Annotated in this window: 8 protein-coding genes and 2 rRNA genes; 4 read left to right on the top strand and 6 right to left on the bottom strand. The window is 68.3% G+C overall.

Translation table 11 applies throughout. The annotated features are described in order from the left end of the window. Positions 1-60: 60 nt before the first annotated feature. Positions 61-3,182: ribosomal RNA gene (locus tag R2E43_RS31495) — 23S ribosomal RNA — on the bottom strand. 280 nt (positions 3,183-3,462) lie between these two features. After that, positions 3,463-4,989, bottom strand: a 16S ribosomal RNA gene (locus R2E43_RS31490). Together the 16S and 23S rRNA genes form the textbook arrangement of a ribosomal RNA operon. 570 nt (positions 4,990-5,559) lie before the next feature. Between R2E43_RS31490 and R2E43_RS31485 the strand changes: the two genes are divergently transcribed. Together R2E43_RS31485 and ptsP are read left to right on the top strand one after the other, a co-directional pair. Next, positions 5,560-6,009, top strand: a complete 450-nt coding sequence (locus R2E43_RS31485; RefSeq protein ID WP_003977435.1) for a PTS sugar transporter subunit IIA — start codon at positions 5,560-5,562, stop codon at positions 6,007-6,009. Between the two features lie 86 nt (positions 6,010-6,095). Continuing rightward, positions 6,096-7,766 (top strand): phosphoenolpyruvate--protein phosphotransferase, encoded by a 1,671-nt coding sequence (gene ptsP, locus R2E43_RS31480; protein WP_030866927.1) that lies wholly within the window; start codon positions 6,096-6,098, stop codon positions 7,764-7,766. 72 nt (positions 7,767-7,838) lie between these two features. On the opposite strand, the gene R2E43_RS31475 is transcribed toward ptsP, so the two are convergent. After that, a complete protein-coding gene (locus R2E43_RS31475) occupies positions 7,839-8,741 on the bottom strand; it encodes a hypothetical protein (RefSeq protein ID WP_003977433.1) in 903 nt (300 codons plus the stop codon). Between the two features lie 123 nt (positions 8,742-8,864). Next, positions 8,865-10,841, bottom strand: coding sequence for an acetoacetate--CoA ligase (locus R2E43_RS31470; RefSeq protein WP_332056765.1), 1,977 nt, complete (start codon positions 10,839-10,841; stop codon positions 8,865-8,867). 213 nt (positions 10,842-11,054) lie between these two features. Between R2E43_RS31470 and R2E43_RS31465 the strand changes: the two genes are divergently transcribed. Beyond that, the gene (locus R2E43_RS31465; protein ID WP_332056764.1) at positions 11,055-13,442 is read left to right on the top strand and encodes a glycoside hydrolase family 31 protein; all 2,388 of its coding nucleotides are present in this window, start codon (positions 11,055-11,057) and stop codon (positions 13,440-13,442) included. Here R2E43_RS31465 and R2E43_RS31460 read toward each other — a convergent pair. Together R2E43_RS31460 and R2E43_RS31455 are read right to left on the bottom strand one after the other, a co-directional pair. Next, the gene (locus tag R2E43_RS31460) at positions 13,433-13,969 is read right to left on the bottom strand and encodes an NUDIX domain-containing protein (protein WP_134112125.1); all 537 of its coding nucleotides are present in this window, start codon (positions 13,967-13,969) and stop codon (positions 13,433-13,435) included. The genes R2E43_RS31465 and R2E43_RS31460 overlap by 10 nt on opposite strands. Positions 13,970-14,016: 47 nt before the next feature. Beyond that, a complete protein-coding gene (locus tag R2E43_RS31455; RefSeq protein WP_011027763.1) occupies positions 14,017-14,841 on the bottom strand; it encodes a M15 family metallopeptidase in 825 nt (274 codons plus the stop codon). 149 nt (positions 14,842-14,990) lie between these two features. On the opposite strand from R2E43_RS31455, the gene R2E43_RS31450 reads away from it, so the two are divergent. Beyond that, the gene (locus tag R2E43_RS31450; protein WP_332056763.1) at positions 14,991-16,616 is read left to right on the top strand and encodes a GGDEF domain-containing protein; all 1,626 of its coding nucleotides are present in this window, start codon (positions 14,991-14,993) and stop codon (positions 16,614-16,616) included. The last annotated feature ends 101 nt before the right edge of the window (positions 16,617-16,717 follow it).

The following is a 16,717-nucleotide window of genomic DNA, read 5'->3' as shown; positions in this document are numbered from 1 at the left end:
CATGTGTGGCACATGGGGTTGTTCGTGGTTTCAGAACCAACACAGTGGACGCGAGCAACTGAGGACAAGCCCTCGGCCTATTAGTACCGGTCACCTCCACACCTCACGGTGCTTCCAGATCCGGCCTATCAACCCAGTCGTCTACTGGGAGCCTTAACCCCTCAAGGGGGTGGGAGTCCTCATCTCGAAGCAGGCTTCCCGCTTAGATGCTTTCAGCGGTTATCCCTCCCGAACGTAGCCAACCAGCCATGCCCTTGGCAGGACAACTGGCACACCAGAGGTTCGTCCGTCCCGGTCCTCTCGTACTAGGGACAGCCCTTCTCAAGACTCCTACGCGCACAGCGGATAGGGACCGAACTGTCTCACGACGTTCTAAACCCAGCTCGCGTACCGCTTTAATGGGCGAACAGCCCAACCCTTGGGACCGACTCCAGCCCCAGGATGCGACGAGCCGACATCGAGGTGCCAAACCATCCCGTCGATATGGACTCTTGGGGAAGATCAGCCTGTTATCCCCGGGGTACCTTTTATCCGTTGAGCGACGGCGCTTCCACAAGCCACCGCCGGATCACTAGTCCCGACTTTCGTCCCTGCTCGACCCGTCGGTCTCACAGTCAAGCTCCCTTGTGCACTTACACTCAACACCTGATTGCCAACCAGGCTGAGGGAACCTTTGGGCGCCTCCGTTACTCTTTAGGAGGCAACCGCCCCAGTTAAACTACCCATCAGACACTGTCCCTGATCCGGATCACGGACCCAGGTTAGACATCCAGCACGACCAGACTGGTATTTCAACGACGACTCCACCCACACTGGCGTGCGAGCTTCAAAGTCTCCCAGCTATCCTACACAAGCCGAACCGAACACCAATATCAAACTGTAGTAAAGGTCCCGGGGTCTTTCCGTCCTGCTGCGCGAAACGAGCATCTTTACTCGTAGTGCAATTTCACCGGGCCTATGGTTGAGACAGTCGAGAAGTCGTTACGCCATTCGTGCAGGTCGGAACTTACCCGACAAGGAATTTCGCTACCTTAGGATGGTTATAGTTACCACCGCCGTTTACTGGCGCTTAAGTTCTCAGCTTCGCCACACCGAAATGTGACTAACCGGTCCCCTTAACGTTCCAGCACCGGGCAGGCGTCAGTCCGTATACATCGCCTTACGGCTTCGCACGGACCTGTGTTTTTAGTAAACAGTCGCTTCTCGCTGGTCTCTGCGGCCACCCCCAGCTCAGAGTGCAAAACTCGTCACCAGGTGTGGCCCCCCTTCTCCCGAAGTTACGGGGGCATTTTGCCGAGTTCCTTAACCATAGTTCACCCGAACGCCTCGGTATTCTCTACCTGACCACCTGAGTCGGTTTAGGGTACGGGCCGCCATGAAACTCGCTAGAGGCTTTTCTCGACAGCATAGGATCATCCACTTCACCACAATCGGCTCGGCATCAGGTCTCAGCCACAAGGTGTGCGGATTTACCTACACACCGGCCTACACCCTTACCCCGGGACAACCACCGCCCGGGATGGACTACCTTCCTGCGTCACCCCATCACTCACCTACTAACCGCTTGGTTCGGCGGCTCCACCACTCCCCTCAACTCCGAAGAGATCAGGGCGGCTTCACGGCCTTAGCATCACGATGCTCGATGTTTGACGCTTCACAGCGGGTACCGGAATATCAACCGGTTATCCATCGACTACGCCTGTCGGCCTCGCCTTAGGTCCCGACTTACCCTGGGCAGATCAGCTTGACCCAGGAACCCTTAGTCAATCGGCGCAAACGTTTCTCACGTTTGTATCGCTACTCATGCCTGCATTCTCACTCGTGAACCGTCCACAACTCGCTTCCGCGGCTGCTTCACCCGGCACACGACGCTCCCCTACCCATCACAGCCGGCGTTGGCCGTATTGCTGCAATGACACGACTTCGGCGGTACGCTTGAGCCCCGCTACATTGTCGGCGCGGAATCACTAGACCAGTGAGCTATTACGCACTCTTTCAAGGGTGGCTGCTTCTAAGCCAACCTCCTGGTTGTCTGTGCGACTCCACATCCTTTCCCACTTAGCGTACGCTTAGGGGCCTTAGTCGATGCTCTGGGCTGTTTCCCTCTCGACCATGGAGCTTATCCCCCACAGTCTCACTGCCGCGCTCTCACTTACCGGCATTCGGAGTTTGGCTAAGGTCAGTAACCCGGTAGGGCCCATCGCCTATCCAGTGCTCTACCTCCGGCAAGAAACACACGACGCTGCACCTAAATGCATTTCGGGGAGAACCAGCTATCACGGAGTTTGATTGGCCTTTCACCCCTAACCACAGGTCATCCCCCAGGTTTTCAACCCTGGTGGGTTCGGTCCTCCACGACCTCTTACAGCCGCTTCAACCTGCCCATGGCTAGATCACTCCGCTTCGGGTCTTGAGCGTGCTACTAAAAACGCCCTATTCGGACTCGCTTTCGCTACGGCTTCCCCACCCGGGTTAACCTCGCAACACACCGCAAACTCGCAGGCTCATTCTTCAAAAGGCACGCAGTCACGAGGATGGAGCAAGCTCCATCCCGACGCTCCCACGGCTTGTAGGCACACGGTTTCAGGTACTATTTCACTCCGCTCCCGCGGTACTTTTCACCATTCCCTCACGGTACTATCCGCTATCGGTCACCAGGGAATATTTAGGCTTAGCGGGTGGTCCCGCCAGATTCACACGGGATTTCTCGGGCCCCGTGCTACTTGGGTGTCTCTCAAACGAGCCGTTGACGTTTCGACTACGGGGGTCTTACCCTCTACGCCGGACCTTTCGCATGTCCTTCGCCTACATCAACGGTTTCTGACTCGTCTCACGGCCGGCAGACCGTAAAAGAGAGATCCCACAACCCCGCACACGCAACCCCTGCCGGGTCTCACACGTATACGGTTTGGCCTCATCCGGTTTCGCTCGCCACTACTCCCGGAATCACGGTTGTTTTCTCTTCCTGCGGGTACTGAGATGTTTCACTTCCCCGCGTTCCCTCCACACTGCCTATGTGTTCAGCAGCGGGTGACAGCCCATGACGACTGCCGGGTTTCCCCATTCGGACACCCCCGGATCAAAGCCTGGTTGACGACTCCCCGGGGCCTATCGTGGCCTCCCACGTCCTTCATCGGTTCCTGGTGCCAAGGCATCCACCGTGCGCCCTTAAAAACTTGGCCACAGATGCTCGCGTCCACTGTGCAGTTCTCAAACAACGACCAACCACCCGTCACAACCCACTCACGCGGATTTTTACCGGGGCCGGCAACTGAAGGCGACCTCACGGCCGTACCCTCAGATACCCAACAGCGTGCCCGACACCCTTGCCTTCCCTTACTCGTGTTCCACGCCGAAGCAGTACTGACGAGAAGATCAGGATCAAGTGTGCCGAGTAGTCAACGTTCCACCCATGAGCAACCGTGCAGGACATTTGCCTGCAGTCGGCTATGTGCTCCTTAGAAAGGAGGTGATCCAGCCGCACCTTCCGGTACGGCTACCTTGTTACGACTTCGTCCCAATCGCCAGTCCCACCTTCGACAGCTCCCTCCCACAAGGGGTTGGGCCACCGGCTTCGGGTGTTACCGACTTTCGTGACGTGACGGGCGGTGTGTACAAGGCCCGGGAACGTATTCACCGCAGCAATGCTGATCTGCGATTACTAGCGACTCCGACTTCATGGGGTCGAGTTGCAGACCCCAATCCGAACTGAGACCGGCTTTTTGAGATTCGCTCCACCTTGCGGTATCGCAGCTCATTGTACCGGCCATTGTAGCACGTGTGCAGCCCAAGACATAAGGGGCATGATGACTTGACGTCGTCCCCACCTTCCTCCGAGTTGACCCCGGCGGTCTCCCGTGAGTCCCCAACACCCCGAAGGGCTTGCTGGCAACACGGGACAAGGGTTGCGCTCGTTGCGGGACTTAACCCAACATCTCACGACACGAGCTGACGACAGCCATGCACCACCTGTACACCGACCACAAGGGGGGCACCATCTCTGATGCTTTCCGGTGTATGTCAAGCCTTGGTAAGGTTCTTCGCGTTGCGTCGAATTAAGCCACATGCTCCGCCGCTTGTGCGGGCCCCCGTCAATTCCTTTGAGTTTTAGCCTTGCGGCCGTACTCCCCAGGCGGGGCACTTAATGCGTTAGCTGCGGCACGGACAACGTGGAATGTTGCCCACACCTAGTGCCCACCGTTTACGGCGTGGACTACCAGGGTATCTAATCCTGTTCGCTCCCCACGCTTTCGCTCCTCAGCGTCAGTATCGGCCCAGAGATCCGCCTTCGCCACCGGTGTTCCTCCTGATATCTGCGCATTTCACCGCTACACCAGGAATTCCGATCTCCCCTACCGAACTCTAGCCTGCCCGTATCGACTGCAGACCCGGGGTTAAGCCCCGGGCTTTCACAACCGACGTGACAAGCCGCCTACGAGCTCTTTACGCCCAATAATTCCGGACAACGCTTGCGCCCTACGTATTACCGCGGCTGCTGGCACGTAGTTAGCCGGCGCTTCTTCTGCAGGTACCGTCACTTTCGCTTCTTCCCTGCTGAAAGAGGTTTACAACCCGAAGGCCGTCATCCCTCACGCGGCGTCGCTGCATCAGGCTTTCGCCCATTGTGCAATATTCCCCACTGCTGCCTCCCGTAGGAGTCTGGGCCGTGTCTCAGTCCCAGTGTGGCCGGTCGCCCTCTCAGGCCGGCTACCCGTCGTCGCCTTGGTGAGCCATTACCTCACCAACAAGCTGATAGGCCGCGGGCTCATCCTTCACCGCCGGAGCTTTCGAACCTCGCAGATGCCTGCGAGGGTCAGTATCCGGTATTAGACCCCGTTTCCAGGGCTTGTCCCAGAGTGAAGGGCAGATTGCCCACGTGTTACTCACCCGTTCGCCACTAATCCCCACCGAAGTGGTTCATCGTTCGACTTGCATGTGTTAAGCACGCCGCCAGCGTTCGTCCTGAGCCAGGATCAAACTCTCCGTGAATGTTTACCCGTAATCGGGTGACACCACGAGAGCGGAACAGTCGGAGGAATAGTCCGACCGTTCACAGCGTCCTCGCTGTTGTGTTACTTCAAAGGAACCTCAACCCGAACGGAGATCCGATCAGGTCGGGGTATCAACATATCTGGCGTTGACTTTTGGCACGCTGTTGAGTTCTCAAGGAACGGACGCTTCCTTTGTACTCACCCAAGAGACTCTCTTGTGGCTTTCCTCCGGGCGCTTCCCTTCGGTGTTTCCAACACTATCAGGCTTTCCCGATGCTCTTGACCACCGTCCTGCGGGCATGCAGAAGGCGATCCAGCGATAGGATCTGACAAGTTGGATGCTGCCGAGGCGAGGACACCTTGCTACGCATCGCTCAACCCCAGGCAGGAGTAACGACTGTACACGGGGCCGCGGAACGGGTGCAAATCCGTGAGGAGTGTGGTCTAGACCTCTAATCGGAACACTCATGCGGAACCGGTACTTCCTATGACATACCCTGCTGCTCAGTGTGCCGTCCGGGACAAGGCAGTGACGGCCCGTACAGATCCCCGCCCTGGGAGGCTTCCCATGACCACCGTCTCGTCCCCGCTCGCAGGACGCGCCATCGGACTGGCCGCCGTGCCCGATCCCGTCTTCTCCGGGGCCATGGTCGGCCCGGGCACCGCCATCGACCCCGTGCGGGAGCCCTCCGAGGCAGTCGCTCCGGTCGACGGCGTCATCGTTTCCCTGCACCCGCACGCCTTCGTCGTCGTCGACGAGAGCGGGCACGGCGTGCTGACCCATCTCGGCATCGACACCGTGCAGCTCAACGGCGAGGGCTTCGAGCTGCTCGTGAACAAGGGCGACACCGTCGTACGGGGTCAGGGCGTGGTGCGCTGGGACCCGGCCGCGGTCGAGGCCGCGGGCAAGTCGCCGATCTGCCCGATCGTGGCCCTGGAGGCCACCGCCGAGGCGCTCGCGGACCTCCGTGAGGACGGCGACGTGAAGGCCGGCGAGAGTCTCTTCCTCTGGAAGTGACGTCCGTGCCGTCGCACGGCGGCATCGACTGCTGGTAGGACAACCACCGCGGCGGCGGGACCCGCCGCACTATCGGGACGGGTGAGATGGAGACAACGCTGCGAGGCGTCGGTGTGAGCCACGGTGTGGCGATCGGCGAGGTTCGGCACATGGGGACGGCGGTTCTGGAACCGCCGGCGAAGCAGATTCCGGCCGAGGACGCGGAGCGTGAGCAGGGGCGCGCCCGCAAGGCGGTGGAAGCTGTGGCGGCCGATCTGATGGCGCGCGGCAACCTGGCCGGGGGCGAGGCGCAGGCCGTGCTCGAGGCGCAGGCCATGATGGCCCAGGACCCGGAACTGCTGGCCGACGTCGAGCGGCGGATCACCGTCGGGAGCACGGCCGAGCGTGCCGTGTACGACGCCTTCGCCGCCTACCGGGCCCTGCTGGCCGGTGCCGGTGAGTACCTGGCCGGCCGCGTGGCGGACCTCGACGACGTGCGGAATCGTATCGTCGCCCGTCTGCTCGGGGTCCCGATGCCGGGCGTTCCGGACAGCGACGAGCCGTACGTCCTCATCGCGCGGGATCTGGCGCCTGCCGACACCGCGCTGCTCGACCCGACGCTCGTCCTGGGCTTCGTCACCGAGGAGGGCGGGCCGACCAGCCACAGCGCAATTCTCGCGCGGGCGCTCGGCGTGCCCGCCGTCGTGGCCCTGCCGGGCGCCGGTGAGATTCCCGAGGGCACCGTCGTGGCGGTGGACGGTAGCACCGGTGAGATCTTCGTGAATCCCGCTGAGGAGAAGAAGGCACGGCTGGCGGCCGAGGCCGCCGAGCGCAAGGCCGCGCTCGCCGCAGCGACGGGTCCCGGCGCGACCTCGGACGGTCACAAGGTGCCGCTGCTGGCGAACATCGGTGGTCCCGCCGACGTGCCCGCGGCGGTCGAGGCCGGCGCCGAGGGTGTCGGCCTGTTCCGGACCGAGTTCCTCTTCCTCGACGACAGCGCGAACGCTCCGTCGGAGGAGAAGCAGATCACCGCCTACCGCCAGGTGCTGGAGGCGTTCCCGGAGGGCCGGGTCGTCGTGCGGGTGCTGGACGCCGGCGCCGACAAGCCGCTGGACTTCCTCACCCCGGGCGACGAGCCGAACCCCGCGCTCGGCGTGCGCGGTCTGCGGACGCTGCTCGACCACCCGGACGTGCTGCGGACGCAGCTGACGGCGCTGGCGAAGGCGGCGGAGGGGCTGCCGGTCTATCTCGAGGTCATGGCACCGATGGTGGCGGACCGGGCGGATGCCAAGGCGTTCGCGGACGCCTGCCGCGAGGCCGGGCTGCGGGCGAAGTTCGGCGCGATGGTGGAGATCCCGTCGGCCGCGCTGCGGGCGCGCTCGGTGCTGCAGGAGGTGGAGTTCCTGTCGCTGGGGACGAACGACCTCGCGCAGTACACCTTCGCCGCCGACCGTCAGGTGGGCGCGGTGTCGCGGCTGCAGGACCCGTGGCAGCCGGCTCTGCTCGACCTGGTCGCGCTGTCGGCCGAGGCGGCGAAGGCCGAGGGCAAGAGCTGCGGTGTCTGCGGCGAGGCCGCTGCGGATCCGCTGCTGGCGTGTGTGCTGACCGGTCTCGGTGTCACCTCCCTGTCCATGGGTGCGGCGTCGCTGCCGTACGTGCGGGCGACGCTGGCGAAGTTCACGCTGGCGCAGTGCGAGCGTGCCGCGGCCGCCGCCCGGGCGGCGGACAGTGCCGAGGAGGCGCGCAACGCCGCGCAGGCGGTGCTGTCCGGCGAGTAGGGCCGGGTGCGGCCTGCTGCTCAGGCTGTGGTGCGGGGCGTTCCACCTTCGGGTGGGGCGCCCCGCCCGCGTTCAGTGGTGGTGACCCGGTGGGAGCCGGTCGTCTCCGAGGTCGGGCGGTGCGCAGTAGTCGACGTTGGATTCCGGGGAGATGAGGTCGCCGGACTCGACGTCGGTGCAGTAGGCGTCGAAGACCTGGGCGGCGGTGAGGGGTTCGAGGCCGTATCCGCGCAGGCTCCAGCCGTGGATGCGGTCGGGGCCGCCCGGGGCGCTGATCCGCATGACGAGTCCGCCGGGGCTGTGCGTCGCCAGGCCGAGAGCGAGGACGCTGGTGAACTCCAGGGCCTCGGCCTCGTCGATGTGCGGGGTGCCGTCGGTCTCCTCGTCGACGAGGAGGACGGAGACGAGGGTCTCCTCCGGGTGGCCCGAGACGCTGCAGACCAGGTGCCGGCTGCCCGGTGGTGCCGTTTCGAGGACGCGGCGCAGGAGGCCGGAGGCCCGGGTGAAGGCGGCACGGCCGAGGTCCTCCCCGCAGGTGGCGCAGTTGCCGAGGCGGGCGAGGAGGGTCGACGTGTACTCCCAGGTGGCCTGGCGGACGGCTTCGTCGACGAGGGCCGGGAGCAGGTCGGTGAGGGGCTGGCCCTCGTAGGGCACGGTGGGGCCGTGGGCGGCGAGTTCGGCCGTGAAGCGGGCGCGGCTGGCGGAGGTGTCGGCTTCGAGGCCCGCCGCCGTGCAGAAGTCCGCGTACTCCTCCGGGTCGAAGAGCGCGACCGTGGTGTGGGTGCCCTGTGCCGCACGGGTCCTGAGCAGGGCTTCCACCTGGTGTAGGTAGGCGGTGTGATCGTGGAAGGTGAAGCTGCGGTAGCGCCGCATGGCGCGGAAGTCGTGTTCGTCGGTGAGCAGGCCGATGGTGCCCGCGATCTCGCGGCGCAGGACGCGTCGCATGGTGTGGTCGGTCTGGTCGGTGTGCGCCATTTCTTCCCCCTGTGCACGGTCGATCAATGCTCACTCACAGTAATCGGCGGCACTGACAACGGCGTCGGGGCGGGCGCGGGGAGCCGGACGCCGTGCGGGGCGGCCGGCTCGTCGGTGTGCTGCTCAGGAGCGCTTGCGGGCGAGTTCCTCGTAGAAGTGGAGCAGGTCGAGGTTGTCGATGGAGCCGGGGTTGACCGCCTTGTCCAGCGGGGTGCCCTGGAGGAGGCGCTTGACCGGGACCTCGATGCGTTTGCCGGTGAGGGTGTGCGGGATGCCGGGGACCTCGATGACCTCGTCGGGGACGTGGCGCGGGGAGAGGTTGGCGCGGATGGTCCGCTTGATGCGGTCCAGGAGCGCGTCGTCGAGGGTGGCTCCGGGTGCCAGATGCACGAAGAGGGGCATCCAGTAGCCGCCGTCGGGCTGTTCGATGCCGATGACGAGGGATTCCCTGATCTCGGGGAGCCGCTCGACGGCCTCGTAGATGTCGGCGGAGCCCATGCGGACGCCTTGGCGGTTGAGGGTGGAGTCGGAGCGGCCGTGGATGACGACGGAGCCGCGGGAGGTGAGGGTGATCCAGTCGCCGTGCCGCCAGACGCCGGGGTAGGTGTCGAAGTAGCTGTCGTGGTAGCGGCTGCCGTCGGGGTCGTTCCAGAAGCGGATCGGCATCGAGGGCATCGGGTTGGTGACGACCAGCTCGCCGACCTCGTCGGTCAGGGGGGTGCCGCTCGGGTCCCAGGACTGGAGGTCGGTGCCGAGGCCGGGGGCCTGGAGTTCGCCGATGTGGACGGGGAGGGTGGGGACGGCGCCCGCGAAGCAGGAGCACACGTCGGTGCCGCCGCTGACGGAGGCGATCCACAGGTCGGCGCCGTCGGCGGCGAACTCGTCGTGCAGCCAGCGGAAGCCGTCGGGCGGGAGCGGGGAGCCGGTGGTGGCGACGCACTGGATCGCGGAGAGGTCCAGGTCGCGGGCCGGGTGGACGCCGGCCTTGCGGCAGGCCATGACATAGGCGGCGGAGGTGCCGAAAAGGGTGGCGCCGGTGCGTTCCGCGATGCGCCACTGGGCGTCGGTGGCGGGGAAGCCGGGGCTGCCGTCGTAGAGGACGATCGTGGTGCCGGTGAGCAGGCCGGAGACGAGGAAGTTCCACATCATCCAGCCGGTCGAGGTGTACCAGAAGAAGCGGTCCCCGGGGCCGAGGTCGCAGTGCAGGCCGAGCTGCTTGAGGTGCTCGACGAGGATGCCGCCCTGGGACTGGACGATGGCCTTGGGCAGGCCGGTGGTGCCGGAGGAGTAGAGCACCCACAGGGGGTGGTCGAAGGGCACCTGCTCGTACACCGGCTCGGCGTCCGCGGCGGTGAGGGTCTCCCAGTCCAGCGCGCCGTCCGGGGCCTCGGTGCCGAGGAGCGGGATGTGGATCACCGCGCGGAGGGTGGGCAGTTCCCGGCGGAGTTCGGCGACGGTGTCGCGACGGTCGTGTTCCTTGCCCCCGTAGCGGTAGCCGTCGACGGTGAACAGGACGACGGGTTCGACCTGCTGGAAGCGGTCGAGGACGCTGCGGGCGCCGAAGTCGGGCGCGCAGGAGGTCCAGACGCCGCCCACGGCGGCCGTGGCGAGCAGCGCGACCACGGCCTGCGGGATGTTGGGGAGGTACCCGCTGACGCGGTCGCCGGGGCGTACGCCGAGGGCGCGCAGTTCGGCGGCGAGGGAGGCGACCTGGCGGCGCAGCTCTGCCCAGGTGACGGGGGCCGGTTCGTGGGTCTCGTCGACGTACAGGAGGGCTGGTTCGTCCGGGCGGGTGCCGGCCGCGCGCAGGGCGTGTTCGGCGTAGTTCAGCGTGGCGCCGGGAAACCACTGGGCGCCGGGCATGGTCCGGTCGCCGAGCACGCGCGCGCAGGGGGTGGAGAAGCGGACGTCGAACCACTCCGTGACGGCTTTCCAGAAGGTGTCCAGCTCGTCGACGGACCAGCGGTGCAGGGCGGCGTATCCGCCCTCGGCGGGGGCTCCGTGGTGCTCGGCCGCCCAGGCCTGGAACCTGGTGATGCGTGCCTGGGCGATGCGTTGCGCATCTGGCTGCCAGAGCGGCTGTGGGTTCTCGGTCGACATGGGGCGGCTCCCGGACTGTGCGCGTCGTGTGCGTCCTCCGCGCACGGGCTGGGGTGTGCGCGTGACGCGGCTGACAGGGACGATGCCATGTGATCGACTTCCGCACCAGGGCGCGCCCCACATAGTCGGTGACATGAATATGTGGTCCGGTCACGGGTGAACGGCAGTTGAACGACGCCTCCGGGCGCGGCGGTCGATGGCAGGGTGAGCAACATGGACGGTCGTGACCTGGTGCGTTCGATGAAGACGGTCGGTTCCGTGGGGGTGGCGCAGGGGTTGCGTACGGTACGGGCGGCATGGCGCAGGCGGCGTGCCGACGCGGCCGGGCTGCCGCCGCGGGGTGCGGAGCGGGCGCGGGTGCCCGGTCCGCTGCGGGAGGTGGAGCCGGGGCCCGGGGGTGGTGTCCTCCGGTTCGGCCGCTCGGAGCTGCGGGTTCTCGTGGCGGTGAACGGAGCGGTGTTCTGGGGGTGGGACGGGGCCGGTCCCGAGCCTTCGTACGCGTTGGCGGGCCGCTGTCCGGAGCCGGATCCGCGGGCGGTGCTGGAGCCGGACAAGGACGGCGGTTGGCGGGTGGTGGCGGAGCGCGCCACGGTGGCCGTGTCCCGGCACGGCGCGGTGGAGGTGCGTACGCCCGGGGGTGTGGTCCTGCGCCGTGAGCTGCCGCCCCGGTGGTGGGAGCCGGTCGGCGGCGGTCCCGCCCGCTGGACGCAGCGGGCGGAGGTGGCGGCGGACGCCCGGTTCTTCGGGCTCGGCGGGCGGTCCGCGGGGCCCCGGCTGCGCGAGGGCACGTACCGGCTGTGGAACACCGGTCCCGGCCTGCCCTTCGCGGCCGCCGAGGACGCGTCGTCCGCGTCGTCCATCACGATGCCGGTGCAGCTGGTGGTGGCGGACGCCGGGACGCACCTGGTCTTCCACGACAGCACCTGGGACGGCACGGTGGCGTTGCGGGAGGGTGCGGAGGGGGCCGGGTCGGGGCACGACCGGCCGGGGCGGAGCGTGCTGCGGATGGACGGCGGTCCGCTGCGGTGCTGGGTGACGGTGGGTACCCCCGCGCGCGTGCTGCTGGCCTGGGCGTCGCTGACCGGGGCGCCCGCGCTGCCGCCGGCGTGGGCGCTCGGTCATCATCACGCGCTGTGGGGTTCGGGCGACGAGCAGGATCTGAGGCGGGTCGTGGCCGGCCACCAGGAGCGGGATCTGCCCCTGGACGCGGTGCATCTGGGCATCGGGCACGGCACTGCCCGGCAGGTGTTCACCGTCGACGAGGAGCGGTTCCCGAAGCTGCCCGTACTCGCCGAGGAGCTGCGCAGGGAGGGGGTCCGGCTGGTGTCGGCCGTGGAGCCGGCGGTTCGGGCCGCGCCCGGCAACCTCGTGTACGACGGCGGTGGCCGCGGGGACGTGTTCGTGCGGGATGCGGCTGGGACGGTCGTCCGGGGGGTGGGGCGTCCGGGGGACGTGGTCTTCCCGGACTTCACGCACGCGCGTGCGCGCGAGTGGTGGGGCGGGCTCTACGAGGAGCGGCTCGGGCAGGGGTTCACCGGCTTCTGGCACGACCTGGACGAGCCCACCTCGTTCGCCGCCTTCGGGGAGTCGACGCTGCCCCGGTCGGCCCGGCATGCGCTGGAGGGCCGGGGCGGTGACCACAGGGAGGCGCACAACGTCTACGCGCTGTGCATGGCGCGGGCCGGATACGAGGGGCTGCGGGCACTGGCCCCCGACGAGCGGCCGTTCGTCCTCTCCCGTTCCGGGTGGGCCGGCCTGCAGCGCTACGGCGGCGCCTGGTCCGGGGCAACGGCCACGGGGTGGCCGGGGTTGCGGGCGTCGCTGGCACGGGTGCTGGGGCTCGGGCTGTGCGGGGTGCCGTTCTCGGGGCCGGATGCGGGCGGCTCCGAGGGGGGTTCTTCCCCGGAGCTGTATCTGCGGTGGTTGCAGCTGGCGGCGTACCTGCCGCTGTTCCGCACCCACGCCGGGCCGCGGGCCGGGCACCGGGAGCCGTGGGAGTTCGGGACCGAGGTGCTGGAGCACGCGCGCGTGGCGCTCGTCGAGCGGCGGCGGCTGCTGCCGTACTTCGTGACGCTGGCGCACCTGGCCCGGCGTACGGGTGCTCCCTGTGCGCGTCCCCTGTGGTGGTCGACGCCGGAGGACCGGATGCTGCGGGACTGCGAGGACGCGTTTCTGCTGGGGGACTGTCTGCTGGTGGCCCCGGTGCTCGAGGCGGGGGCGGACCGGCGTGCGGTGCGGTTGCCGCGGGGCCGCTGGTACGACGTGGCGACGGGACGGGCGTACGAAGGACCGGCGCAGGTGCTGGTCGACGCGCCTTCGGCGCGGATTCCGGTGTTCGCGCGCGCGGGAGCGGTGATTCCGGTCCTGGGGGCGGACGGCGGGCCGGAGCTCGAGGTGTGGGCGCCCGCGCGGGGGCGGACCGGCGGTGGACTGGTCGTGCCGGACGCGGGCGACGGCTGGGTGGAACCGGAGATCGAACGGTACGTGTCCCGCTGGGAGGGGCGGCGGGTCGTCGTGGAGCGGGAGGGCGAGGACGGTCTGAGCGAGCCGTCCTGCCCGGTCCGCGTCCGTGGGCTCGCGGAGCGTCCGGCTCAGATGTAGCGGCCCTCGAAGAAGGCGCGTACGGCCCTGGTGTGGAGCGGGAAGGCGAGCTCTTCCGACCTGCGCAGGAGGTGCCAGCCCCCGGTCTCGTCCGTGGCGGCGGAGAGCGGCAGTCCCTCGGCCGGCCGCTCGGGGAGCAGCCCGAAGAGCAGCAGGTGGCCGTCGGGCGAGCTCATGGCGTCGGCGAGCCGGACGTCGCGGCTCGCCGCGTCGATGCCGGTCTCCTCCTTGAGCTCGCGGACGACGGCCTGCCGCCAGTCCTCCCGGTCGTCGACGTAGCCGCCGGGCAGGGCCACGCCCCCGCGCGCGGGGGTCACGGTGCGGGTGATGACGACCAGGGCGGTGCCCTGCGTGTCGTACACGGGCTGGAGGGCCACCGCGACCGGCAGCGGGTTGCGGTAGGCCACGGTGCCGCACCCGGGACAGGTGCGGGGCCAGCCGGAGACGCCCTCTCCGTAGGGCGATCCGCAGCTCGAACAGTGGGAGCCGAGCGCGGAGTTGGGAACGGAGTTTTCAATTTCGGACACGCGGCGGACTGTATCCGATGGCGGAGTGGACGGCTCCGGCAGGCCGGTCAGCGGCGGCCGGAGAGCGACTTCGCGGAAACCGGGAAGTCGAAGTAGGTGTCCGGGTAGGGCTCGGGCTTGTAGGTGAAGTGCCACCATTCCTCGGGGAGGTTCACCAGGCCGGCCTCCTCCAGGGTGTCCTTGAGCAGCAGCCGGTTGGCACGCTGGACGCCCTCGATGCGGGGGTCGAGGGTGTGCGAGCGGGTGTCGAAGCAGTCGTATCCGGTGCCCATGTCGACGGAGTTGTCGGGGAAACGCTCGCCCTTCGGGGCGAAGCAGGGCACCAGGGGCTGCCCGGGGTGGTACGGGCGGGTGGGTTTGGCCGGGAGCCGTACGAGGGTGAGGTCCACGGTGGAGCCGCGGCTGTGGCCGGACTTCTCGGCGATGTAGCCGTCGGCGAAGAGGCGGGTCTTGTCGACGTCCGGGTAGAACTCGGCCTTCATGTCCTGGTCGTCGAGGTCTTCGGCCCAGCGCACGAAGTGGTCGACGGCGCGCTGGGGCCGGTAGCAGTCGTACACCTTGAGGGAGTAGCCCTGCCGCAGCAGCCGGGTCTGGGCGAGGTGGAGCGCTTCGGCCGCCGGGCGGGTGAGGATGCACAGGGGCTGCCGGTAGCCGTCGACGCGCTCCCCGACGAAGTTGTGCGCGGTGACGTAGCGCATCTCCTCGATGATCGTCGGGTCGACGCCGCGCAGGGCCACGAAGTCCTCGGGGGCCCTCGGCTCGTGCCGTGCCTGCGCGGTGGCGGGGGCGGACGCGGCGGGGACGGCGGTGACGGCGAGCAGGGCGGCGAAGGTGGTGGCCAGACCGCGGAGGGCGGCGGAGAGTCGTGTCATGTCCCCTGCATTTATCAGGCCGGGGCTCCGGGAGGGAAGTGGGCGGCGCGGCGACCCGCCGGGCACACGCCGCGTGAGCGCACCGGAATCCTGCGTGAACGTCGCGTGAACCGGGCCCGTTGGGGAGCCTGCCGCGCCATCCTGCTCCCGTGCGCTTCTGGACGGACACTCTCCGCTTCGCCTTCCAACCGGTGGTCAACCTGATGACCGGCGGGGTCGCGGCGCTGGAGATACTGGCCAGGCCGGAGAGCGGCGACGTGCTCGCCGAGGCGCGGCGCGATCCCGAACTCGACGGCCTGCTGGCGGTGTCGGCGCTGCGTGCGGCGGTGCGCCGGGAGACGCTGCTGCCGCTGCACGTCAACGTGTTCGCGGGCACGCTCGCGGACCTCGGTGGTCTCCAGCCCCTGCACGACGCCGTGCGCGAGGCGGGGCGGCTGCCGTGGGAGGTGACGCTGGACGTGTGCCCGCCGTACACGCACGTGCCGCGGCGGGCCCTGCTCGACGCGGTGGGCGTGCTGCGGGGGCAGGGATTCCGGATCTCGGCGGACGGGGTCGGTGACGGGGACGCGCCGTTGCGACTGCTGGCCGACCTGGCGCCGGAGCTGGTGAAGCTCGACGCGTCTCTGCTGGCGCGGCCGGCGGCCGTGCGGGCGATGCGGGTGCTGTGCGACGGGTCGGGGGCGCTGCTGACCGTCGAGGGCGTGGAGACGGAGGCGCAGTGCGCCGTGGCGCGGTCGGCGGGAGCGCAGTTGGCGCAGGGCGAGCTGTTCGCGCCGCCCGCGCGGCTGCCCGCCGCCGACGTGTACGTTCCGCCCGGCTCCCCCGGCCTCGTGCCGACTCCCCGGCCGGGGCCGCCGGTACGGCAGTTCGTGCGCCCGGCCGCGCTGTTGCCGGCGACGGCCTCGGCGGGGCGGGTGCGAGCGCTGCTGACCGGGTCGCCGGACGTGTCCGGGGTGCTGCTCGTGGACCGGGACGGGATTCCGGTCCGCTCGGTGCACCGCTCCCGCTTCCTGCTGTCGATGTCCGGGCGCTACGGGCACGCCCTGTACGCCGACCGGCCCGCCGCGAAGCTCGGCGACCCGCCGCGGACGGTGGGCGTCGACGCGACGGCGTGGGAGGTGCTGGACGTGGTGGCCGTCGGTGATCCGAGCCGTACGTCGGACGACGTGGCCGTGGTGGACGCGCGCGGGCGGTGTGTGGGCGTCGTACGGCTCTCTGACCTGGTGCGGGCGCTGGCGGAGAGCCGGGTGGAGGAGGCGGCCGGGCTCAATCCGCTGACGCGGCTGCCCGGTTCGCAGGCGATCACGGACGAGGTGGACCGGCGGATCGCGGCCGGGCGGGCGTTCGCCCTGAGCTGGCTCGACGTGGACCACTTCAAACAGGTCAACGACGGGGCCGGGTTCGCCGCGGGCGACGAGCTGATCCGGTCGGTCGGGCAGGCGCTGCTGCGCACGGCCGGCGGGGAGACCCGCGTCGGGCACATCGGCGGTGACGACTTCCTGGTGCTGAGCGACCCGGACGGGCTGGATCGGCTGGCCGCCGCCGTACTGGACGTGGCGTGGTCGGCCGGCGGGCGGCCCGTCACGCTGTCCCTGGCGACGGTCCTGTGCGGGCCGGGCAGTGTGCCCGACCACCGGCGGGCGGCGGCCCGCCTGGCGCCGCTGAAGAAGGCCGCGAAGGCGTTGGGCGGGGCGAGTTGGGTGCTGGGCACGGCGGACGTGCCGGGCCACGAGGTCATGCGCGGCACGGACCGGACGACGGCGCCGGCCGGCTGAGCGGCCGTGCGGGCGGGCGCCGCCGGTTCCGAGCGGAACCGGGCGGGTCCGGCCGCGGCACCCTGCGCGGTTTCCGGCAGACGTACGGCGGCCGAGCCGGC

The sequence above is a fragment of the Streptomyces violaceoruber genome, from assembly GCF_033406955.1.
GTDB lineage: Bacteria > Actinomycetota > Actinomycetes > Streptomycetales > Streptomycetaceae > Streptomyces > Streptomyces violaceoruber.
This window is presented reverse-complemented; position numbering and strand designations above follow the sequence as displayed.